This is a genomic window from Gracilibacillus dipsosauri, from assembly GCF_003176895.1.
GTDB classification, from domain to species: Bacteria; Bacillota; Bacilli; order Bacillales; family Amphibacillaceae; genus Gracilibacillus; species Gracilibacillus dipsosauri.
In genome coordinates, this window is sequence record NZ_QGTD01000011.1 from 1 (window position 1) to 23,066 (window position 23,066).

The following is a 23,066-nucleotide window of genomic DNA, read 5'->3' on the forward strand; positions in this document are numbered from 1 at the left end:
AAAAGCCATGCATGGAAACCATACATGGCACAAAATATTTTGTTTATTTACCTGTCTACTTGACAGGGGGCAGTTCAAATAGTGGTGACTGAAACCTTTATTTATTGTTATTGGAAACAAACGGTCTAGTGACAAAAGGTGGCGAAGAATTACAATCACACCAACTAATTTTATAATTTTTTTCTGAAATTCGTATTTCTTTATTGAATGTACGTACGAATTATATTATCATAAAGATAAACCTTTTCACACATACGTACAAGAAAGAGAAAAAAGGAATAGATCAGATAAGGAAGGTGAAGGAATTTGCTAGAAGAGCTGAAACAACAGGTTTTAGAAGCGAATAAGGATTTACCTAAATATGGACTTGTTACCTTTACTTGGGGTAATGTAAGCGGTTTCGACAAGGATTCCGGTCTTATGGTGATCAAGCCTAGTGGAGTTGACTATGATGAATTGAAAGCAAATGACCTTGTCGTATTGGACTTGGATGGGAATATTGTCGAAGGCGAGTTGAATCCTTCTTCTGATACACCTACTCATCGATTGCTGTATCAAAAGTTTTCTGGAATCGGAGGAGTAGTTCATACTCATTCACCTTGGGCGACTAGTTGGTCTCAAGCTGGAAAGGGTATTCCTGCGTTAGGAACAACACAGGCTGATTACTTTTATGGGGAAATTCCATGTACAAGACGAATGACAGAACAGGAAGTCACAGGAGAGTATGAATGGGAGACAGGTAAGGTGATTGCCGAAACCTTTGAGAATATCAATCCATTGCAGGTTCCTGGTGTACTTGTGCACAGCCATGCTCCTTTTAGTTGGGGGAAAGACCCTTATGAGGCCATTCATAATGCAGTTGTTCTCGAGGAAGTAGCCAAAATGGCACTACACACCTATCAGATTAACCCAAATATTAGAGACATGGATTCATTTCTTTTAGATAAACATTATTTAAGAAAGCATGGAGCAAACGCCTACTATGGCCAGGATAAAAAATAACAAACATCAGTGACCATTCAATGAGTTTAGCTAAAGCTATTCAACAATAAGGAGGAATTTATGATGTTAGAAATTAGACCATATACCTTTTGGTTTGTGACAGGAAGTCAGCATTTATATGGAGAAGACGCGATTAAAGAGGTAGAAACAAACTCACGCAAAGTCGTGAAGGGTTTAAATACGGAAGGCAACCTTCCATTTGAAATAGAATTTAAAGAAGTGCTTACAACAGCGAATGATATTCATGCACTAATGCTAAAAGCAAACACTGATGAGAATTGCGCTGGCGTTATTACATGGATGCATACGTTCTCCCCTGCTAAAATGTGGATTGCAGGTTTAAAAACATTGCAAAAACCATTATTACATCTTCATACGCAATTCAATCGTGATATCCCATGGGAAACCATCGATATGGATTTCATGAACTTGAACCAAGCAGCACATGGGGATAGAGAGTATGGATTTATCGGTACGAGAATGGACGTATCACGTAAAGTAGTCGTTGGTCATTGGCAAAGCAAAGAAGTAGCGACAAAAGTTGCAGATTGGATGAAAACCGCAGCTGCGGTTGCAGAAGGTACAAATATACGTGTCGCTCGCTTTGGTGATAATATGCGTAATGTTGCGGTTACGGATGGAGATAAGGTCGAAGCACAAATTAAATTTGGCTGGGTCGTGGATTATTACGGCATTGGTGATCTTGTGGAGGAAATGGAGAAGGTTACAGATCAAGAGCTTGACACACTGTTCCAAGAATACGAAGAGCTCTATGAATTGCCGGAAGAAGCGAAAGAACCAGGCGCCGTTCGTGACTCTATTTTAGAGCAAGGAAAAATTGAGCTAGCATTAAAGTCTTTCTTAGCAAAAGGTAATTACACCGCATTTACAACAAACTTCGAGGATTTACATGGTATGAAGCAGCTACCTGGACTTGCAGCTCAACGTTTAATGGCAGAAGGGTACGGCTTTGCTGGAGAAGGTGACTGGCGTACAGCAGCACTTACTCGTTTCATGAAAATTATTGCAGATAATAAAGGTACTTCTTTTATGGAAGATTACACTTATCACTTAGAGCCTGGCAATGAAATGATTTTAGGTTCTCATATGCTGGAGGTTTGCCCAACCGTTTCTGCTACAAAGCCTCGTATTGTGGTGAACCCACTAGGAATTGGCGGTAAAGAGGATCCTGCTCGTCTCGTATTTGATGGTCGTGGTGGAGATGCAGTGAATGCTTCCTTAGTTGAAATGGGTGGCCGCTACCGTTTAGTGATAAATGAAGTGAAGGCAGAACAACCACAGAAGGAAACACCGAACCTACCAGTTGCCAAGGTATTATGGAAGCCACAGCCGTCCTTAAGTGAAGCAACAGAAGCTTGGATTTATGCTGGTGGCGCACACCATACAGTGCTTTCATTTGAGGTAACGACAGATCAGCTGTACGATTTCGCTAACATGGCGAAGATTGAATGTGTCGTTATAGATAAAGACACGAACTTAAGACAATTCAGAAATGAACTGAAATGGAATGAAGCCATTTATCGTTAAGGTTCGAACAGTTAGAGATCTACATTTAAGTAGATCTCTTCTGTTTATCAACAAGAAATGCTTGACAGCGTATATGGTTAGTTTATGCTTGTATGTAGAGTGCTTTTTTCGAGCTTCTATGAGGAAAACATAATTTCCACTCAAAGCTCAAAACTAAAACCCGATTCTAGAAGGGTTAATTCCATAAAAAAACACGTAAACCGTAATAAAGACAGGTTCAATGAGGTGTAATTGATGCAAACAAAATATAATATTGTCAAGCAAGCTATTAAGTCTCAAATATTAGATGGTACCTATCAGCCACATCAAAAAATAAGCTCTGAAAGCGAATTAATGAAGCAATTCGGTGTAAGTCGTCATACGGTAAGACTAGCGATTGGGGATTTAGTCAACCAGGGATGGCTTTATCGAGAACAAGGTGCTGGAACTTTTTGTGCAGATCGTTCCAGAGAGGATGCCATTGGACGTAATCAACAAAAAAATATAGCTATTATAACTACCCATATTTCTGATTATATCTTTCCGTCTATTATTAGAGGAGCAGAATCCTATTTAAGTCAGCAGGGCTATCAAGTTAGTCTCTTTAGCACAAATAACAATCATGAAAACGAACGGAAGTTTTTGGAAAAAATATTAACCCAACATTTTGATGGGGTCATTATCGAGCCAACAAAGAGTGCTGTGACGAATCCGAATATAAATTATTACTTAAATCTAGAAAGACAAAATATTCCTTATTTAATGATTAATGCTTTTTATGACGAGCTAGAGCCTTTTCATATTGTCATGGATGATGAAAAGGGTGGGTTTTTACAAACAGAACATTTAATCGAATTAGGTCATGAGAATATCATTGGATTTTTCAAAAACGATGATACACAAGGCACAAAGAGAATGAAGGGTTATCTAAAAGCACATCGAAAGTACAATATTGAAATTTTACCAAATAATATTGTCACTTATAGCACGGAGGAAAAGTCGACAAAGCCAATGGAAGTACTGAAAAAGCTTCTGGAGGAAAAGGACGAAAAACGGCCAACTGCTATCGTGTGTTATAATGATGAGTTAGCTATTAAGCTACTAGATGTCATTAGAGAATCAGAGCTTCAAGTGCCAGAGGATATATCTTTAATCGGGTTTGATGACTCGTTTATGGCAGAAGTAACCGAGGTGAAGCTAACAACGATCGCACATCCTCAAAGTGAGATGGGTGAATTGGCTGCGAAGGTTATATTGGATATGGTGAAGCAATCGAAGGGGACAAAGAAGCAATCGACAACAGAAAATGACTTAATTCGTTTCGATCCAAGGCTAGTAATCAGGAATTCGACAGCACCGTTAAAAAAGAAAAAATAATGATAGAAGCATACAATTGGTATGCTTTTTTTATACTTTCTTAACGTATAAAATTTTTGCAGGAAGTAATGTGATGAAGCGAAAATCTTAAAGTCTAACGAAGAAGAAAAGCTGACGCATCGAGTTAAAGACGAGCGAATGCGAGTTTTTCTAATGTGCAAAAACTAGAAAAACAATCAAAAATATTACCAACGTATTGTATTAAAAACAATATTTGTTATACTAGTAGTACGTACAAATTTATCTTTATGCTTATGGAAACGCTATCAGTTATCTGTTACATTCTTAGTTAATTGATTGAATAAAGTAATAAGGTGAGGGGGCTTTTATGTGGAGGCGAAATATAAAAAAATAAAACGATCGATTAAATCAAAAATTTTGGAAGGGCTGATTATGCCTCATGAGAAGATCAGTTCAGAAAGTGAATTGATGCGTCAATTTAATGTGAGCAGACATACAGTGAGACTTGCATTAGGAGAGTTAGTAAGTGAGGGATGGCTATACAGGGAACAGGGTGCTGGTACGTTTTGTACGGATCGGACGAATCGGGATCAGTATCAATCACAGGAAAATCCAACGAAAAATATTGCGATAGTTACAACCTATATATCAGAATATATCTTTCCCTCCATCATAAGAGGTGCAGAGGCACATTTAAGTAAAGAAGGCTATCATGTTAGTATTTTTAATACAAATAATAAATATGACCAAGAGAAGCAAATTTTAAGTAAGATCTTAGCAGGGAACTATGATGGGATTATTATCGAGCCAACTAATAGTGCTTCTTCTAATCCAAATTTACGCTATTATTTGAATTTAGAAAGAGAGAATATACCATATGTTATGATTAATGCCAGCTATGAAGAACTAGAACCAGTAAGCTTTATGATGGATGATGTGAAAGGTGGCTATCTTCAAACAAAGCATTTAATCGAATTAGGTCATCAACATATTGCTTGTATTTACAAAACAGACGATGCGCAAGGACAAAAGCGTCTCAAGGGATATATCAAGGCACATCGGGATTTAGATATTTTATTAAACCCGAAAAATATAATAACTTATCAAACAGAAAATGAATTAAGTACCCCTATAGCAGGGTTGAAAAAACTGCTAAATAATAAACTTGATCGTCCAACTGCTGTCGTGTGCTATAATGACCAATTAGTGCTACGGTTGATGGATTATTTAAGAGAGGAAGGGCTAAAAATACCAGAGGACTTATCCTTTGTAGGCTATGATGACTCCTTACTCTCCGCGATATCTGAGGTTAAACTCACCTCTGTCATCCATCCTAAAAGTAGACTAGGTCTGGATGCTGCCAAAGCGATTATTAGTATGATAAAGAAGAATGATGGGATTCGTTCTAATAGGGGCATATCCAAATTGTACGAACCAGAGCTACAGATACGTCAATCGACGATCAGACTTAATAAAAATCTAGCAAAGGTAGAATAGTTCTTGAGTTACTATTGTCTTTTCCAAAAAAAGAAGGACTTATATTTATTAGCTATTTCAAATAGAACATGCACTCAAGCGATGAGTGCATGTTTTTATGTTGAAAACTATTAGTTACTTCTCATCAACAAAATGTAAACGCAAACAAAAAACAAAAAATAGGATATGAAATCTAAAAATAATTTATTCACACCAAAATCATATTATGGGAAAATGATTAATAAGTTAGGATGAGCGGATTCTTAACTTGTTCGTTCATATAGAGGTGAGTACACCCTACTTATTAGTAAGTGCTTCTTCAAAGAGAAAAGGGAAGGGGAGATTTGCCGAGGTCTAGTTATTTATAGATTTATTGAAAGCGCTATCTTTATTTTTATTCAGTAATGAGGGGGTAAAAGAATGAAAAAATTAATTAATGTATTTTTACTGAGTGCACTCATGATATTACTTCTTGCTGCGTGTAGTAATGACGAAGCATCCAAGGAAAAACAAGAGACAGAGGATGGGAAAGTAGTCTTATCTGGTCTTATTACAAAACATCCTTTGACTAAAGATTTGGCAGATATGGAGTGGTTACAGGAAGTAGAGGATAGAGCGGGAGTGGAAATCAAATGGGAGGAGGTCACTGCTGACTGGGATCAAAAGAAGGGGGCAATGTTAGCGGGTGGTGACATTCCAGATATACTAATAGGGCCGAATGTTATAACAGATGCCGATTTTGCTAAATTTACAGGTTTATTTGAGGATTTGGCTCCTTTAATCGAAGATCATGGCCCGAATATACAAGCAATGTTTGAACAGCAACCAGATACAAAGGTACTAGCAACACAGGATGATGGGGCGATTTTTGGTTTGCCAAAATATCAACGATTCTGGCCACAAACTGCGACTATGCAATTTATAAATAAACAATGGCTTGATAATTTAGGTTTAGAAGTCCCGACAAATTGGGATGAGCTATTCGAAGTCTTAATGGCATTCAAGGAAGAGGATGCAAATGGAAATGGTGATCCAAACGATGAAATACCAATGGACTTTTCTCCAGTAGGAACAGGTGGATTCGGATTCTTCCAACCAAGTGTATTATTGGGGAGCACTGGAATAACGATCACTGGAGGTGGTGGGCAAGGTTATTTTCTTGAGGATGGAGAAGTGAAAAACTTCTTTGTGGATGAACGCTATAAAGAGGTTGTCGCCTTTTTGAATAAATTATATTCCAATGGTTTAATCAATCAAGAAGTCTTCACACAAGATTATACGAAATATCAATCAGTTGCTCGAGGTAGTGGAAAAGATGCAACAGTCGGCTATACGTATGGCTGGGAAAGCATGGACAGATTCGGTCTGAATGTGTCCGATCAATATGTAAGCTTTGCTCCAATGAAAAAGTCCGCAGATTACAATGGTGAGATTTCTTGGTCATATGATTATAATAGCTTGAATTATGGTGTGAACATGGTAGCACTATCTTCAGGGGCAAGTGATAAAGAAGCTGCTATGAAATTTATTAATGAGCTATACAATCCGGAGGTAAGCTTACAAGTATTATTTGGTTCACTTGGACCTAATATTGAAAAGGCGGATGATGGCTCTTATAAGATTCTTCCACCAAAGGATGAGGAGATGGATCCAGGAACATGGAAATGGACATCTACCTGGGCAGATAATGGCCCGATGTTTATATCCGATGAGTTACAAGTGGAATTAGGAACAGATATGCAGGCAGTCGGTGCACAACAAGAGCCGTTTGATAAAGCTTTTGAGACATTGGATAAAGAAAATGATGTATTCCCTGGTATGTTCTTGAAATATTCAGATGCCGATAATAATCAGATGAGTCTCATCAACACAGACTTTATGAATCTAGCAATGGCAAAGTTCTCAGAATGGGTAACAGAAGGCGGAATTGAAGAACAATGGGGTGGCTATGTAAAGGAAGTAGAAGCTATTGGTCTGCAAACAAACCTAGATATTATTCAAGGCTATTATGATGATTATAAAAGTAACCACTAGATAATCATGCATCCAAATTAAGAGTCTGGGACATAACAAAATAGGAAGATGGAGATACTCATACTTTCCTACCCTATTGTCCCGGCTCTTTGCACTACGAGGGGGGAGAATAGATGGCTGTTTCAGAAATGAATAGTTCTTTATCAGAACAAAAATCCAAATCTACTTATAAAAAGCCGAATATTTTTAATACATTTAAGCGGGATCATCAGCTTTGGATTATGATACTACCTGCGATAATTTGTGTGATTATTTTTAACTATATTCCCATGTATGGCATTCAGTTAGCCTTTCGAGAGTATGATTTCACCGCTGGCCTAACTGGTGGGGAATGGGTAGGATTGCAGTACTTTGAACAATTTATTAAAAGTCATATGTTTACAGATCTCATTAGAAATACTTTAGTGATCAGTATTACTACGATTGTTGTAGGGTTTCCTGCTCCTATTATTCTTGCGTTATTAGTAAACCAAATTCGTTGGAAAAGAGGTAAACGAATATTACAAACAACCGTTTATCTTCCACATTTCATATCGATTGTTGTTTTAGTTGGTTTACTGAATGTCTTGCTTTCTCCTAATACTGGATTAATTGGTCTGCTCATCGCAAAAATGGGCTTTGAAGGTACTAATCTGCTAGCATCCACAACAGCATTTGTACCTGTATATGTTCTTTCAGATATTTGGCAGCATGTTGGTTGGAACAGTATTATCTATCTTGCGGCATTATCGAGTGTGGATCCACAGCTGTACGATGCTGCTAAGATTGATGGGGCTAATCGGTGGCAGATCATTCGAAATGTGGAAATACCTGCGATTATTCCAACCATCATCATTTTATTAATTTTAAATATGGGAACCGTTATTAGTACAGGCTTTGAAAAAATATTCCTTATGCAAAATTCATTAAATTTACCAATTTCTGAAGTGATTGAAACATATGTGTACAAAATCGGGATTATTTCTAATCAGTTTAGTTATGCAGCAGCCATTGGATTGTTTAATACATTAATAAACTTTACCCTATTAGTTATTGTCAACTCCATTGCAAAACGCGTAGCTAAAATTAGCCTTTGGTAACGGAAAACATATTAGGAGGAGGAAATGCCATGACATCGATTACGATGAATCGTATTAAAAATAAAAAAGCCTCAGATCTCATCTTTGATGCATTTGTTTTCGGGTTATGTATCATCATATTTTTTGTTATTGCTTATCCTTTATATTTTATTGTGATCGCATCAGTAAGTGACCCGACCTTAGTATCAACTGGAAAAGTATTTCTCTTCCCGCAAGGATTTAGCTTTTTTGGATATGAAGAGATATTTAAGGATGCAAGGATATGGATTGGTTACCGAAATACATTGTTTTATGCTGTTGTAGGTACCTTTATTAATCTATTATTTACACTTCCTGCAGCCTATGTCTTATCTCGTCAAGAATTTCGCGCTAGAAGATTTCTTATGTTTTTCTTTGTCTTTACGATGTTTTTCAATGGTGGGTTAATCCCAACATATTTACTCATGAAGGATTTAAGTTTAATAGATACACCCTGGGTCTTCATATTTAATCCACTTACGGTTAATGTTTTTAATCTCATCATTACACGTACCTTTTTTGAAAGTAACATTCCGAATGAGATGTACGAAGCTGCAACGATTGATGGCTGCTCCCATTTCAAGTTTTTTAGCAAAATTGTATTACCACTATCTAAGGCCGTTATCTCGGTTATCGGTTTATATTACTTAGTATGGCACTGGAACGACTTCTTTACTGGCTTAATTTATATTCGTAACTATGATTTACAGCCACTACAGATTGTTTTGCGAGATATATTATTATCAAATCAAGTGTTTGCGGAAGGTGCAGGAAGTGGTGGTACAGGTGGAGGATATGCACAGAGGTATGCCGATCAAATTAAATATGGAGTGATCATTGTCTCCTCCTTACCAATTCTTATCCTCTATCCATTCATTCAAAAATACTTTGAAAAAGGTGTTTTAATAGGCTCTGTAAAAGGATAGAAGCAATTAAGAAGGACCTGACTAACGATAGTCAGGTCCTTTTTAAATGGGATAAGGACATATATGGATCGATTCCTTATGCTTCTTTTTGTGTGGTGAAAAATGTAAGAGAATATTTCATGATTGGGTATGCAATACTGCTTACACCTAGAAAAGGTAATAAAACCGGAAATCGATAGAATATATAGAAAATTACAAGTATACAGACAACAAGTGCAATGGTTTGTAATGGTTTACCAATTAATAAAATGAAAGCATATTTTACATAGGTAATAGGCTTTAACTGAAAATGAACATACACGGGTAAAAAATACATAGCCACAAGTAGAAATAGAATCAGTAATCCATAGGTTAAGATCATGAGTACGGAATTAAGTAATGATGTTTCTAGTTGCCCAATTATCCGTATATTGAGAAACAGAATGCTACCTATTAATGTCATCCCATAACCATACAGATTTGCTTTGACCAATTCTTTCTTGAAGTAATAGAAAAAGGTCTGGAATAATTTTATATCACCGGAAGCTTGAAAGTCCTTTCGAAATGTTGCATAAATCGCAACAGTTGCTGGAAATACCCCTAAAAAGATAAACCCCGATAAAGAAAGAAGTATCCAACATATATTGAGGATAAATAATTTATACATCCACTCACCGAAAGAAAAATACCACGTGCTTAAATGAGACATTATTTCACCAACCTTTCATTAGGATCAAACCTTGTTACACAAAAAGGTAACCGTTTGCAATGGATTTCTTAACTAATATATTACACAAAAGTAAAAGACACGTAAATAACTTTTCCAATAATAGAAAAAAAGGATATACAATCAAAAGGAAAGATAGATAACTATTTTTATATAGTTTACTAGCTGTTGTTCGTCGTTTAATAAATACGAGATATAATTAAGTCTGTCAATCAAGATTATACGCATCGAATGATTAACATATTTGTTAATCATATCTAAAAGTTGTTGCAAAAATTAATAAAAATATATTGAAATCGAAATAGAAGTTGTATATAATTAGTGTACGTTATCTCATACGTACAAATTTTACGTTTTATAAAAGTTGTTCGTATTAAGTGTGTTTTATGATATACCAATTATAAATATAATTAGCAAGAAGGAGATGATTTACAAAGAACTGTAAGCGTTTTTTATTTGTCGTTTAAACAGGATAAAAGTCAGTAGTGAAAATACTGAAAACGGTAGAGGCCAATTAGTGATTTACTTTGAAACTAAAAATAAAATTATTTGGGGGTTTAATTAATGAAAAAGTTCCTATCAGCAATGTTACTTTTGTTAGTGTTTACATTAGTAGGATGTAGTAGTGATAAAAATACCATCCAATTTTGGACACCATTAACTGGTGAAGATGGTGCTTATATGGATGAATTAGTAGATAAGTATAATGAAACAGATCCAGAGTTTAAAGTAGAGCATGTCGTTACTTCGGATATGTACACGAAAATGTACACTGTATTGAATTCTGGAAACGGTATCCCTGACTTGTCCATTATTCACGCAGATAGAGTACCTAGCTTTGTCAAGCAGGACTTATTGGAACCGATGACAAAGGTCATGGAAGCGCAACCAGAAATTAAGGCAGAGAATTTCTTAGAAGAAGCTTGGAACGCAGGGAATGTGGAAGGTACTCAATATACGGTTCCATTAGATATCCATTCTAATGCGATGTATTTTAATAAGGATTTAATGAAGAAATATGGTGTGGAAAATTGGTTAGATGATAATGTTGTCACATTTGATGAAATGCTTTCCTTACAAGGTAAGCTAGAGGAAGGCGACTATGTTCTAAATGATGCTTTAATTAGCTGGGTAATCCTAGCTCAGATCCAAAACTTGGGTGGCTCCATTGAAGAAGGTGGAAAACCAGCTGTCAATACTCCAGAAATGAAACAAGCAATTGAAGCGGTGAAGCAACTATCAGATGCAGGCTTAATGACACCTTACGGGGAAGATGGTTATTTAATGTTCCAATCTGGTAATGTACTATTCTCTACAGATGGTACTTGGAGCTCAACTGGACATGCGCAAGTAGAAGGATTAAATTTTGGTGTAACCAATATTTATGCTTTCGAACCAAGCACTTTCCATAACCGTGCATCTTCTCATTTATTCTCTATGCTAACAAATGAAGAGAGAACAGATGAAAAAGAACAAGGTATCGCTGATTTCTTGGAATTTATTCGTCAAAATTCTATTAAATGGGCAGAGGCTGGCCAAATCGTAGCAAGTAAAGAAGTAGTAGAGAGTCCAGAATATGATGAATATATGCAGTCATTCTTCACATCTACTCCGGAAGAAGAGGAATCACTATATATTTATACGTATGAGCACTATCCATACATTCAAGAAGCGTTAGATACCTATGTGGCAGATATGATCCATGGTGAAATAGATGTAGATACAGGATTAGCGGAGATGCAAAAATTCGTGGAAGATAAGGTTTCAGAAGGTTCATTAGATATTGAAAATGCTGAGACCGAGGAAGCAACGGAAGAGTAATGATTTGTAAGAAGCAATGTGCCATGTCTCATTGGCACATTGCTTTTGAACAAGGAGGTAGTACGGTTGAACAATAAAAGAAACTTCGCACCGATATTTTTTGTGGGCCCACATATTATCTTATTTATTGTGTTCATATTGATCCCTTCTATTTATGGTATATATGCGTCATTTACCAATTGGAATTTAATCAGTGATCCTGTATGGGTAGGTTTAGATAATTATAAAACCATTTTAACAGACGCAGATTCTACCTTTTATGCTCAATTTTTTAATGGCTTAGTAAATACATTGCTTTTTGTCGTGTTTACCGTTCCGTTGATGATCATTATCCCGTTGATGATCGCCGTTGCCTTAGAACATAAAGAAGTAAAATTCACGAGTTTATTTCAAACACTACTTTATGTGCCTGGTTTAATATCCATTTCTGCAGCAGCCTTAATCTGGTCACTTATTTTCAATAAGCAGCTAGGTGTTGTGAACAATTTATTTGGTTCAGAGCATGTGTGGGCAGCCACTCAGCCTTATGCTTGGCTAACGATCATTGTCATCACTGTATGGGCAGGTATTGGTGGTAATATGATTATTTATCGTGCAGGTATTAATGGTGTATCAAAGGACTTATATGAATCAGCGGAAATAGATGGGGCAGGTCCAGTAAGGAAATTCTTTAGTATCACACTTCCGTCTATTAAGTTTCCATTAATTTATACAATGGTCATGACAACAGCAGGGGCGTTTAACGTTTTTGCACAGCCTTTAATGATGACAAGTGGTGGACCGAAGCAAGGAACGACAGTACTCATGATGTATATACGCGATTTAGCTTTTAGTCATGGTGAATCCATTGCCGGGATCGCATCAGCGATGGCGGTATTACTAGGTTTAGTCATTCTCGTGATATCTGCTATCCAATATTACGTAATGAGTCGCAATGCTGCCTAATAGCATCATATTGAAATGACAAGAGTAGAGGTGAAAAAATGCTTAAAAAAATTAAACTATCAAAATATTTATCATACCTGTTTTTAATCGTTGTCAGTGCAATATGGGTGATTCCTGTTCTCTTCGGTATTGTTACATCTTTTCGTTCTCAAACAGAGGTTGTAAATGAAGGATTTAGGTTATTACCTGTCAATTGGATTGTAGAGAATTATGTTGCTATTTTAGAAAACACCTCTTCTGCACCAATTTTACAATGGTTGTGGAATTCGGTTTTTATTGCAACATTACACACACTCTTAGTTGTTGTAGTGATTTCTATAACAGGTTATGGTTATTCGCGGATGAAATTTAAAGGAAGGGATTTCTTATTCTTCACATTACTAGGTATCTCTTTCTTCCCAAATGTAGTAAACTTAATTCCATCGTATAAAATTATTGATATTCTAGGATGGGTGAACACACCTTGGGCGATGATCGTTCCTGGTCTTGCTGGGATGGGGAATATCTTCCTTGTAAGGCAATTTATGAAGGGAATACCGATGGAGCTAGATGAGTCGGCTCGAGTAGATGGTGCAAGTGATTTCACGATTTACTCAAAAATTATTCTTCCACTAATTAGACCGGTATTAATTGTTTGTGCATTGTTCTCGTTTACGGGATCATGGAATGATTTTCTCTGGCCAGTTATTGTTTATACAGATGTAGATAAGATGCCAGTCACAGCAGGGCTATTGCTATTACAAGACATTTATGGAAACTACCGAATGATAGGTCAGTTAATGGGATCAGCTATTCTGGCGATTATTCCAACATTACTCCTATTCTTCTTTGCACAAAAATACTTTGTTTCTGCGATTAATTTAAACTCAGGAATTAAAGGATAATCGTTATTGTCATGATGTTTGTGAAATCAACTATATAAGAGACTAGATAAAGACGGACGAATCAAAGCTTTTCTAGCGGAAGTGGGGGAGCGTAAATGAAAAGAGGCTTTGAAAGAAAACTTATTATGATAGGTGCCTTATGGAATTTAGTAACTTCGCTTTTAACAATTTTCAGTTATAATTCCTGGTTTACGTCACAAGGTGAAAAACAGCTACAAAACCTAGATACCAATACCATGATGGCGGGATCGCAAATGGTGAACAATGTTTCCAAGATTATATTTATATTTGGTCTATTTGTCTTAATTGGAGCAATCGTAAACTTTCTAGTTGCTACGAAAATAAAAGATAATGAAATCCAATATAAACTGATAATTTGGATTGGAGTTTGGGCGATTTTACAAATATTGTCTATGGATGTCATAGGATTTGTTCTATACATGCTAGCATTTGTCTTGTATATGGCAAAAAATAAAGCGATCAAGCTATCAGCACAGAAGCTTCAAAACGCATAAATAATTCAGGTAGAGATAATGAGTATCTCTACTCTTTTTTTGTTATTCATGATAAGAAATAACTGGAGAAGAAGAATAGAAAAAATGTTTTTCAATTGGGTTATTTCTCTTGACATATTTCAGTTTTTTTCTTAGTCTTAATATACGTACCATTTTATTATTTTTTAGAATTTAAAGCAAACCCATACGTTCAAGTTAATCCAATGGAAGCAATGATTAATTTTTTTGTAGTTTTGTGAAAGCGTTATAAATCATTATGGTGAGAGGATGGATAATATGGCAACAGAATCAGTAAAAGCAAAAATGGTTGTAGACAAAGAGTTTCAAATCTCTGAAATTGACCCTCGTGTTTATGGATCATTTATTGAGCATCTAGGGCGAGCGGTGTACGGCGGCATTTATGAGCCAGAGCACCCTACTGCTAATCAGCATGGATTTAGACAGGATGTTTTAGATTTAGTCAAAGAACTTCAGGTCCCTATCGTTCGTTATCCAGGAGGAAACATGGTCTCTGCTTATAATTGGGAGGATGGTGTAGGACCGAAAGGAGATCGCCCTAAACGTCTAGAGCTTGCTTGGCGAGTAATAGAAACCAATCAGGTTGGAACAAATGAATTCGTTGACTGGGCAAAGGCAGCGAATACAGATGTGATGATGGCCGTTAACCTCGGAACTAGGGGTGTAGATGCCGCGAGAAACCTATTAGAATATTGTAATCATCCCGGAGGTACTTACTGGAGTGATTTAAGAAAATCGCACGGTTATGAAAACCCTCACAATATTAAAGTGTGGTGCCTAGGTAACGAAATGGATGGCCCATGGCAGGTTGGACAAAAAACCGCACAAGAATACGGAAGGCTTGCTTATGAGACCGCTAAAGCCATGAGACTGGTGGATCCATCTATTGAGCTTGTAACATGTGGAAGCTCAAATTCTAACATGCCTACATTCCCTTCATGGGAAGCAGAAACACTGGAACATACGTATGACGTAGCCGACTATATTTCACTTCACCAATATTATGGTAATAGAAGTGGCGATACAGCTAACTTTTTAGCGAAATCGATGGATATGGAAAACTTTATTCAAACGGTTATTTCAACCTGTGATTACATTAAAGCAAAGAAACGTAGCAAGAAAAAAATGTATTTAAGCTTTGATGAATGGAATGTTTGGTTCCACTCTAATCAACAAGACAAGGAAATAGAGCCATGGACAGTTGCCCCTCCTCAATTAGAGGATGTGTATACATTTGAGGATGCTCTATTAGTAGGTAGTATGCTAAATACTATGCTTCGCCACTCTGATCGTGTGAAAATTGCTTGTATGGCGCAGCTTGTTAATGTGATTGCACCAATCATGACAGAAAATGGTGGTGCAGCATGGAAGCAAACAATCTTTTATCCATATTTTTATACTTCTGTCTTTGGACGCGGAGTCGCTTTGAATCCTGTTGTTAGTTCACCGAAATATGATAGTAAGGACTTCACAGATGTTCCATATTTAGATCCATCTGTTGTATATAATGAAGAAAAAGAAGAGTTGGTAATTTTTGCTACAAACCGTCACCTAGAAAAAGACTTAGAAGTAGACATTGATGTTCGTTCATTTGAAGGCTATAGCGTAATCGAGCATGTAGTATTGGAAAATGAAAACGCAAAAGCAATTAATACAGCAACAGAAGAAAATGTAAAACCACATACAAATGGTGAATCCTATTTGGATGATGGGAAATTAGTAGGTATTTTCCCTAAATTCTCATGGAATATGGTGCGTTTACAAAAGAAAAATTAGTTCGTTCGTTTGTCAATCAGTATGGATACTAGGGAGGATGTAATTTTAATGAAACATCATCATGAAGCCCTAACACCTCCAATGGGCTGGAATAGCTGGGATTGTTATGGTGCTACAGTAACCGAAGAGGAAGTAAAAGGAAACGCTGATTATATGGCCGAACATCTAAAGGATTATGGATGGGAATATATAGTCGTAGATATTCAATGGTCAGAGCCTGGGGCTGTTTCTTCTGCCTATCGGCCATTTGTTCCATTAGAGATGGATGCGTATTCTCGTCTCATCCCTGCTGTCAATCGATTTCCTTCAGCCAGAAATGGCAAAGGCTTTCAGTCTCTTGCCAGTTATGTGCACCAGCTTGGATTGAAATTTGGTATCCATATTATGAGAGGGATTCCAAGACAAGCCGTTCATCAGAATACTAAAATATTGGGGACAGATGTTAGAGCCCGAGATATTGCGAAGCCGAATTCTATCTGTCCTTGGAATACGGATATGTATGGTGTAGACCATACAAAAGATGGGGCCAGGCAGTATTATGATTCTCTCTTTCAGCTTTATGCGGAATGGGGAGTCGATTTTGTCAAGGTAGATGACATTGCAGATTCCAAGCTTTATGGCATTCATGTAGAAGAAATTAAGATGATTCGTAGAGCGATTGATAACTGTGGTAGACCGATGGTGTTAAGCTTATCACCAGGTCCAGCTCCTTTGGAATATGCTAGTCTGCTAGAAGAAAATGCCAATATGTGGCGGATGACTGATGACTTTTGGGATTTATGGCCATTGCTTTATGACATGTTCGATCGCTGTTATAAATGGAGTAAAAACGTCGGACCAGGCTATTGGCCTGATGCCGACATGCTTCCTTTAGGACATATTGGTATACGTTCTGTTGATGGTGGTGCAAGTGATCGTTATACCAGATTTACGAAAGACGAGCAATTGACCATGATGACATTGTGGTCGATCTTCAAATCACCACTAATGTTTGGTGGTGAATTAAGGGACAATGATGATTGGACCTTATCGTTAATTACTAACGAGGAAGTGTTAGATGTACATCGAAATGGTGTAGGTGCTCGTCAAGTTTATCGAGATCTTGATAAAGTCGTATGGACATCCTATGGGGATGATCATACCATCTATGTTGCTTTGTTTAATCTTAATGATCAGAGGGAGCGAGTAACCGTAACCTTTGAGCAGTTAGGTATAGGTGGCGATAAAGTAGAAATGCGTGACCTTTGGGAGAAAGCAGATTTAGGTTTGGCTACAGACATAATAGACTTTGAACTTCCGCCACACGGTACAAAGTTTATTCAATTAACTAATGTATCTGTACAATATTGCCAGCGTGTAACAAAATTGAACTTATAATAAATAATGAGGTGAATATTATGGGGAATAAAGCAGTCATTAATGCAGATGTAGGTCAAGGTACGATTAATAAAAATATCTATGGTCATTTTGCAGAACATTTAGGTCGTTGTATCTATGAAGGAATTTGGGTAGGAGAAGATTCTTCCATACCAAATACAAATGGCATTCGAAAGGATGTGGTAGAGGCATTAAAGAATATTAAAATTCCTGTACTACGTTGGCCAGGAGGATGCTTTGCAGATGAATATCATTGGAAGGATGGAATTGGTCCACGCGAAAATCGTAAACGTATGGTGAACACACACTGGGGCGGAGTAATTGAGAATAACCACTTTGGTACTCATGAGTTTATGATGTTGTGTGACATGCTGGAGACAGAGCCATACATTTGTGGAAATGTAGGGAGTGGAACAGTTCAAGAAATGTCCGAATGGGTGGAATACATGACATTTGACGGCGAGTCCCCAATGGCCAATCTTCGTAAAGAAAACGGAAAAGACGAGCCGTGGCCACTTAAATATTTTGGTGTTGGAAATGAAAACTGGGGTTGTGGAGGTAATATGCGTCCACAATACTATGCAGATCTTTACCGTCGTTTTCAAACCTATGTAAGAAATTATGGGGACAATAAGATTTATCGTATTGCAGGTGGTCCGAACGTCGATGACTACAATTGGACAGAGGTACTCATGCGTGAAGCGGCAAATATGATGGATGGACTTAGCCTACACTACTATACGATGCCAGGTGAATTTTGGACGGGTAAAGGTTCTGCAACCAACTTCCCTGAAGCGGAGTGGGACATTACATTACAAAGAGCGTACCATATAAAAGAATTGATTGAAAAACATAGTACCATTATGGATAAATATGATCCAGAGAAACGAGTTGGGTTAATTATTGATGAATGGGGAGCTTGGTATGATGTAGAAGAAGGTACGAATCCAGGATTCCTTTATCAACAAAATACGATCCGTGACGCCCTTGTTGCAGGGATTTCATTAAATATATTTAATGATCACAATGATCGTGTCCAAATGACTAATATTGCCCAAACGATTAACGTATTGCAAGCAATGATTTTAACAGATAAGGAAAAAATGATTCTTACACCTACTTATCATGTGTTTGAAATGTATAAAGTTCACCAGGATGCAGAGAAATTGGCTTTAGCTATCCAAACAGATGTGAAAAAAGTCGATGACAAAGACTTGCCGCAAATTACTGCATCTGCTTCCAGAGCTAAAGATGGAACAATTAATATTACGTTATGTAATGTAGACAAAGATAAGGAGACAGATCTTGAAATAGATTTAAGGGGTGTAGATGTTCAAAATGTCTCCGGACGTGTGTTAACAGCAAATGAATTAGATGCCCATAACACCTTCGACAATCCGGATAACGTAAAACCGGTTGAATTTACAGATTTTCAAGTGAACGGCACTGTCTTAACGGTAAAACTACCTTCCAAATCTGTTACCGCAATATCTGTTAAGTAAGGAAAGAAAGAGGAAAAGGTCGATAAGTAAAACTTGTCGGCTTTTTTTAATCGAAAGATATAAAAATGTACAGGGATGTGAGCCAATTGCATTTTCAAGATGAGTTAAATAAGTTAATAAAAGAGCTGGAATGTAATGACATAAATCTTCCGGCTATTTATATAGAAAAAGAAGTGATAAAGCGAATTCCAGAATTTGCAAACAAACATCAATTTAGACATATTGTTATTGTGACAGACGATAACACGAAAAAGGTGGTAGGAGATGAATTAACACTTTTTTTGGAAAAGGAAGGTCTCATTACTCAACTAGTTATTCTAACGCCAACAGAACATAATCAAGTGATCGCAAATGAAGAGACGCTTGTAGAGCTAATGCTAGCCACTTCTCCAGAAACCACATTACTAATCGCCGCAGGATCTGGCACTATTCACGATATTGTTCGTTTTGTTGGCCATAAAATGGATATTCCGTTTATTTCTGTACCAACAGCTGCTTCTGTTGATGGATTCACTTCCAAAGGAGCACCATTAATCTTAAGAGGAAAAAAACAAACCATTCAAACGGCCTCTCCCATTGCGGTTTTTGCGGATATAAATATATTAGTACGGGCCCCTAGGGAGCTGACTGCTGCAGGGTTTGGCGATATTTTAGGTAAGTATACCTCCCTAGTCGATTGGGAAATCTCTCGTCTAATCGCAAATGAACCATATCAAGCACGGGCGGCAGCAATGACGCGATATGCTCTAGATACTTGTATCAATAATATAGAAAAAATAGCTCAACGTGACGAGGAAGGTATAAAAATAATAATACAAGCATTGATTGAATCAGGACTGGTGATGCTTGTATTAGATTACTCGAGACCAGCATCAGGTGGAGAGCATCATCTGTCTCATTTTTTAGAAATGGATATGCTACAAAAAAATCAAAAACAACATTTGCATGGAGCAAAGGTTGGAGTAACAACAGCTATTATTGCTGAGCTATACAAGAAGTTTGTAACAGAATCCTCCTTAGAAGATATAAAAAATGGAACAGTGAAAAAGCATTGGAGGACTATAAAAGAATTGATCCTATCGATACCTGAAGCCGAGCAATTAAGAAGCTATTTAAGAAAAGTCGGTGGACCTGATTCAATACAAGCATTAAAAATAGAGGATAAGGTTGTCCGTGCTAGCTTAAATCAAGCGCATAACTTGAGAGATCGATGTACTGGCCTGCTTTTAATCAATCAAATCAAAAAAACAGAATTGCCTTATCCATTTAATTCAAGTCCTTTGCCAATGTGAAATAAAAACAAATAAGAAGTATCCTTTCCTATTTGAAAAGGATACTTCTTAAAGAAAAGGTTATTCATTAAAGATTTCTAAAAAACCATTGAAAAAAGTTATCCAGTTATATATAATAGAAACAACTCATACTTATACGTACCATTTAAAAGAGTTATGAGTGATTATGGAGATTTGTATCAAAAATGATATAGAAATTATTTATTCGCTAAATGGAAGCGCATACAAATCTTAGGTGATTTTGGTTGAAGCAGTTATATAGAATTGGAGGGGTAAATATGGCAATTAGTCAAACGTCCAACACGGTCGAAAGGAAACAGAGTTCATTTATGAAGTTTCTCAATTCCAAGAAGGTAGTACCATATATTTTTGTGTCACCATTTCTAATTTCGTTTTTAATTTTAACTGTCTATCCAGCAATTCAAGGTATTATTATGAGCTTCCAAAGCGTTTTGCCTGGTCAAGTGAACTTTATCGGCTTAGCTAATTATGAAAGGGTATTCAACCCTACATTTTATAGGGCTCTAACCAATACAACCATCTATGTTGTTTTAACCGTCACTATTTTAACCATACTTCCCATTATTTTAGCAATTATTTTGGATTCAAAATTTATTAAGTTAAAGACATTATTTCGAGCATCCTTGTTTATGCCAGCCTTGGCATCTACCATTGTTGCTGGTATGATCTTTCGCTTAATGTTCGGGGAAACAGATTCCGGTGCGGCGAATCAAATTCTAAATTGGCTAGGCTTTGACTCCGTAGATTGGATGTTTAATGCATGGTCAGGAATGATGCTAATGGTGATGTTATGTGTGTGGAAGTGGCTAGGGGTTAATATTTTATACTTCTTGGCAGCCTTACAAAATGTCCCGGAGGAATTATATGAAGCGTCAGAAATTGATGGTGCGACGATTATGCAAAAATTCTGGTATGTCACCTTACCATTTTTGAAACCGGTTACTATTTTTGTTGTCACCATTTCTATTATCAATGGTTTTAGAATGTTTGAAGAAAGTTATGTATTCTGGCCAGCAGGATCGCCTGGAAATATTGGTTTAACCGTTGTTAGCTATATTTATCAACAAGGTATTCAACAAAATGATATGGGATTTGGTGCTGCGATAGGGGTTATTTTAATGATCATTATCTTTATCGTTAGTTTTATTCAATTAATTCTTACTGGCGCATTTAAGCGAGGTGATGAGTAATGAATAATGCAAAAAGCAGAACATTTAAATGGATTGCAAATGTGGGGATGGGAATTATTTGTTTCATCGCTTTGTTCCCAGTATTAATCTTGCTCCTATCGTCTTTTCGGCCATCATCTGAGTTAATGCGTTCAGGTATTAGTCTCACATTTGATTGGAGTAAGCTAAACATTGATAACTATTTATATATTTTTACGCAAGCGGATGGCTACTGGCAATGGTATATAAATAGTTTAATCATTTCAGTTATTACGATTGTTTTATCCTTATTTTTCTCGTCCATGGTTGGTTATGCGCTCGCTGTTTATGATTTTAAAGGGAAAAATTTATTCTTTGGTTTTGTTGTATTCATTTTAATGGTGCCATTTGAAATCTTAATGTTACCGCTATTCCAGATGATGATAACTTCGGGACTTGTGAATACGTATGCAGGTGTTGTTCTACCAATGATTGTAGCACCTATTGCTGTTTTCTTTTTTAGGCAGTATGCATTGGGATTACCGTTGCAATTGATGGATGCTGCAAGAATCGATGGATCCACGGAATACGGAATCTTCTTTAAAATTATGCTACCATTAATGACTCCATCCTTAGGTGCTATGGCTATTTTACAAGGACTAGGTAGTTGGAATAATTTCTTATGGCCATTAATTGTTTTAAGATCTAATGATATGTTTACATTGCCAATAGGATTAGCGACACTGTTAACTCCTTATGGAAATAATTATGATGTGCTAATAGCGGGATCTGTAATGACAGTAATTCCAATTATCATATTATTTATATTCTTCCAGAGATACTTCGTGGCAGGGCTAACAGTTGGTGGAGTAAAGGGTTAATCATTTTAGAGAGTTGGGGAGTGATGAAAGATGTTTGGACAACAAATAGTGAGTTCATTAGATAAATTTCTAAAAGGTATCCTGAACATTGCTTGGTTAAATCTACTATGGATCTTTTCCTCCCTACTTGGCTTATTCATTGCCGGGGTATTCCCGGCAACTGTTGCTAGTTTAGCAGTTGCAAGAAAATGGGTGCGAAAAGAAGAGATGACCTCGGTTTTACAATATTTTAGAAAGGTATATAAAGAAGAATTTGTGAGATCAAATATTATTGGCTGGATATTGATGGCTATTGGACTTATTCTCTTTGTCAATTACCGTGCTATGATAGAATTAGGAAATCAAATACCGATTTTTGTTGTCTTTGCTTATTATTTAGTCCTTTTCTTTTATAGTTTAGTATTAGTATGGATTTTCCCGTTAATTACACACTACCATACAACAATTAAGCAGTATTTTAAAAATGCATTTATTATTGGAATGTCCAAATTACCTTTTTCTCTTGCTATTTTCGCCGTAATATTTCTAATTTGTTATGTATCATTAGAGCTTCCATCCATGTTTGTATTTATTACCTTTGGCCTCACCGCAATTACGATGATGTTCTTCGTGATGCAGGTGTTCAATAAGATTGACGAGCATAGTTATCGTTAGATTATACGGTTGAATAATCAAATTGTTGAAAATAAAACAGACAACTAAATGTATGAATCGAAAAACTTATTGACAATTTATAAGTTGGATGTTAAGATCAAAAGTAATAGAATGGAAGTTACACGA

19 protein-coding genes are annotated in these 23,066 nt (G+C 36.6%); 18 read left to right on the forward strand and 1 reads right to left on the reverse strand.

Going from position 1 to position 23,066, the window contains the following annotated elements; translation table 11 throughout:
• Positions 1–306 precede the first annotated feature (306 nt).
• The 7 genes from araD to DLJ74_RS12180 all read left to right on the forward strand — a co-directional run bounded on the left by araD (position 307) and on the right by DLJ74_RS12180 (position 9,400).
• A complete protein-coding gene (araD, locus tag DLJ74_RS12150) occupies positions 307–1,002 on the forward strand; it encodes an L-ribulose-5-phosphate 4-epimerase (protein WP_109984671.1) in 696 nt (231 codons plus the stop codon).
• A gap of 63 nt (positions 1,003–1,065) precedes the next feature.
• Positions 1,066–2,550, forward strand: coding sequence for an L-arabinose isomerase (gene araA, locus DLJ74_RS12155; protein ID WP_054788455.1), 1,485 nt, complete (start codon positions 1,066–1,068; stop codon positions 2,548–2,550).
• A gap of 234 nt (positions 2,551–2,784) precedes the next feature.
• Positions 2,785–3,906, forward strand: coding sequence for a GntR family transcriptional regulator (locus DLJ74_RS12160; RefSeq protein ID WP_109984672.1), 1,122 nt, complete (start codon positions 2,785–2,787; stop codon positions 3,904–3,906).
• 330 nt (positions 3,907–4,236) lie between these two features.
• Positions 4,237–5,364: a GntR family transcriptional regulator gene (locus DLJ74_RS12165; RefSeq protein WP_109984673.1), complete on the forward strand. Its 1,128-nt coding sequence runs from the start codon at positions 4,237–4,239 to the stop codon at positions 5,362–5,364.
• A gap of 399 nt (positions 5,365–5,763) precedes the next feature.
• Entirely contained in the window at positions 5,764–7,377 is a 1,614-nt protein-coding gene (locus DLJ74_RS12170) for an extracellular solute-binding protein (RefSeq protein WP_109984674.1), read from the forward strand.
• Positions 7,378–7,598: 221 nt separating this feature from the next.
• Positions 7,599–8,456 carry an ABC transporter permease gene (locus DLJ74_RS12175; RefSeq protein ID WP_245902338.1) on the forward strand — a complete coding sequence of 286 codons (858 nt, stop codon included), beginning with the start codon at positions 7,599–7,601 and terminating at the stop codon, positions 8,454–8,456.
• 29 nt (positions 8,457–8,485) lie between these two features.
• The gene (locus DLJ74_RS12180) at positions 8,486–9,400 is read left to right on the forward strand and encodes a carbohydrate ABC transporter permease (RefSeq protein WP_109984676.1); all 915 of its coding nucleotides are present in this window, start codon (positions 8,486–8,488) and stop codon (positions 9,398–9,400) included.
• Between the two features lie 76 nt (positions 9,401–9,476).
• Here DLJ74_RS12180 and DLJ74_RS12185 read toward each other — a convergent pair whose 3' ends face one another.
• Complete coding sequence (locus DLJ74_RS12185) at positions 9,477–10,088, reverse strand: YesL family protein (protein WP_109984677.1); 612 nt, start codon at positions 10,086–10,088, stop codon at positions 9,477–9,479.
• A 582-nt stretch (positions 10,089–10,670) separates the two neighbouring features.
• On the opposite strand from DLJ74_RS12185, the gene DLJ74_RS12190 reads away from it, so the two are divergent.
• The 11 genes from DLJ74_RS12190 (at position 10,671) to DLJ74_RS12240 (ending at position 22,940) form a co-directional block, all read left to right on the forward strand.
• A complete protein-coding gene (locus tag DLJ74_RS12190) occupies positions 10,671–11,927 on the forward strand; it encodes an extracellular solute-binding protein (RefSeq protein ID WP_054788457.1) in 1,257 nt (418 codons plus the stop codon).
• Between the two features lie 66 nt (positions 11,928–11,993).
• Positions 11,994–12,872 (forward strand): carbohydrate ABC transporter permease, encoded by an 879-nt coding sequence (locus DLJ74_RS12195; protein ID WP_109984678.1) that lies wholly within the window; start codon positions 11,994–11,996, stop codon positions 12,870–12,872.
• Between the two features lie 38 nt (positions 12,873–12,910).
• Positions 12,911–13,756 carry a carbohydrate ABC transporter permease gene (locus DLJ74_RS12200; RefSeq protein ID WP_054788458.1) on the forward strand — a complete coding sequence of 282 codons (846 nt, stop codon included), beginning with the start codon at positions 12,911–12,913 and terminating at the stop codon, positions 13,754–13,756.
• A 95-nt stretch (positions 13,757–13,851) separates the two neighbouring features.
• Positions 13,852–14,271, forward strand: coding sequence for a DUF4064 domain-containing protein (locus DLJ74_RS12205; RefSeq protein WP_109984679.1), 420 nt, complete (start codon positions 13,852–13,854; stop codon positions 14,269–14,271).
• A gap of 276 nt (positions 14,272–14,547) precedes the next feature.
• Positions 14,548–16,065 carry an arabinosylfuranosidase ArfA gene (arfA, locus tag DLJ74_RS12210; protein ID WP_109984680.1) on the forward strand — a complete coding sequence of 506 codons (1,518 nt, stop codon included), beginning with the start codon at positions 14,548–14,550 and terminating at the stop codon, positions 16,063–16,065.
• A 48-nt stretch (positions 16,066–16,113) separates the two neighbouring features.
• Positions 16,114–17,442, forward strand: a complete 1,329-nt coding sequence (locus DLJ74_RS12215; RefSeq protein WP_054788459.1) for a glycoside hydrolase family 27 protein — start codon at positions 16,114–16,116, stop codon at positions 17,440–17,442.
• A gap of 20 nt (positions 17,443–17,462) precedes the next feature.
• The gene (locus tag DLJ74_RS12220; RefSeq protein ID WP_109984681.1) at positions 17,463–18,944 is read left to right on the forward strand and encodes an alpha-N-arabinofuranosidase; all 1,482 of its coding nucleotides are present in this window, start codon (positions 17,463–17,465) and stop codon (positions 18,942–18,944) included.
• 86 nt (positions 18,945–19,030) lie between these two features.
• On the forward strand, positions 19,031–20,236 hold the full coding sequence (locus DLJ74_RS12225) for a sn-glycerol-1-phosphate dehydrogenase (RefSeq protein WP_181397548.1): 1,206 nt from the start codon (positions 19,031–19,033) through the stop codon (positions 20,234–20,236).
• Between the two features lie 278 nt (positions 20,237–20,514).
• On the forward strand, positions 20,515–21,447 hold the full coding sequence (locus tag DLJ74_RS12230; protein WP_109984683.1) for a carbohydrate ABC transporter permease: 933 nt from the start codon (positions 20,515–20,517) through the stop codon (positions 21,445–21,447).
• The gene (locus DLJ74_RS12235) at positions 21,447–22,286 is read left to right on the forward strand and encodes a carbohydrate ABC transporter permease (RefSeq protein ID WP_109984684.1); all 840 of its coding nucleotides are present in this window, start codon (positions 21,447–21,449) and stop codon (positions 22,284–22,286) included. The genes DLJ74_RS12230 and DLJ74_RS12235 overlap by 1 nt, the downstream gene beginning before the upstream one ends.
• 30 nt (positions 22,287–22,316) lie before the next feature.
• Positions 22,317–22,940, forward strand: a complete 624-nt coding sequence (locus DLJ74_RS12240) for a YesL family protein (protein WP_109984685.1) — start codon at positions 22,317–22,319, stop codon at positions 22,938–22,940.
• Positions 22,941–23,066: the final 126 nt, after the last annotated feature.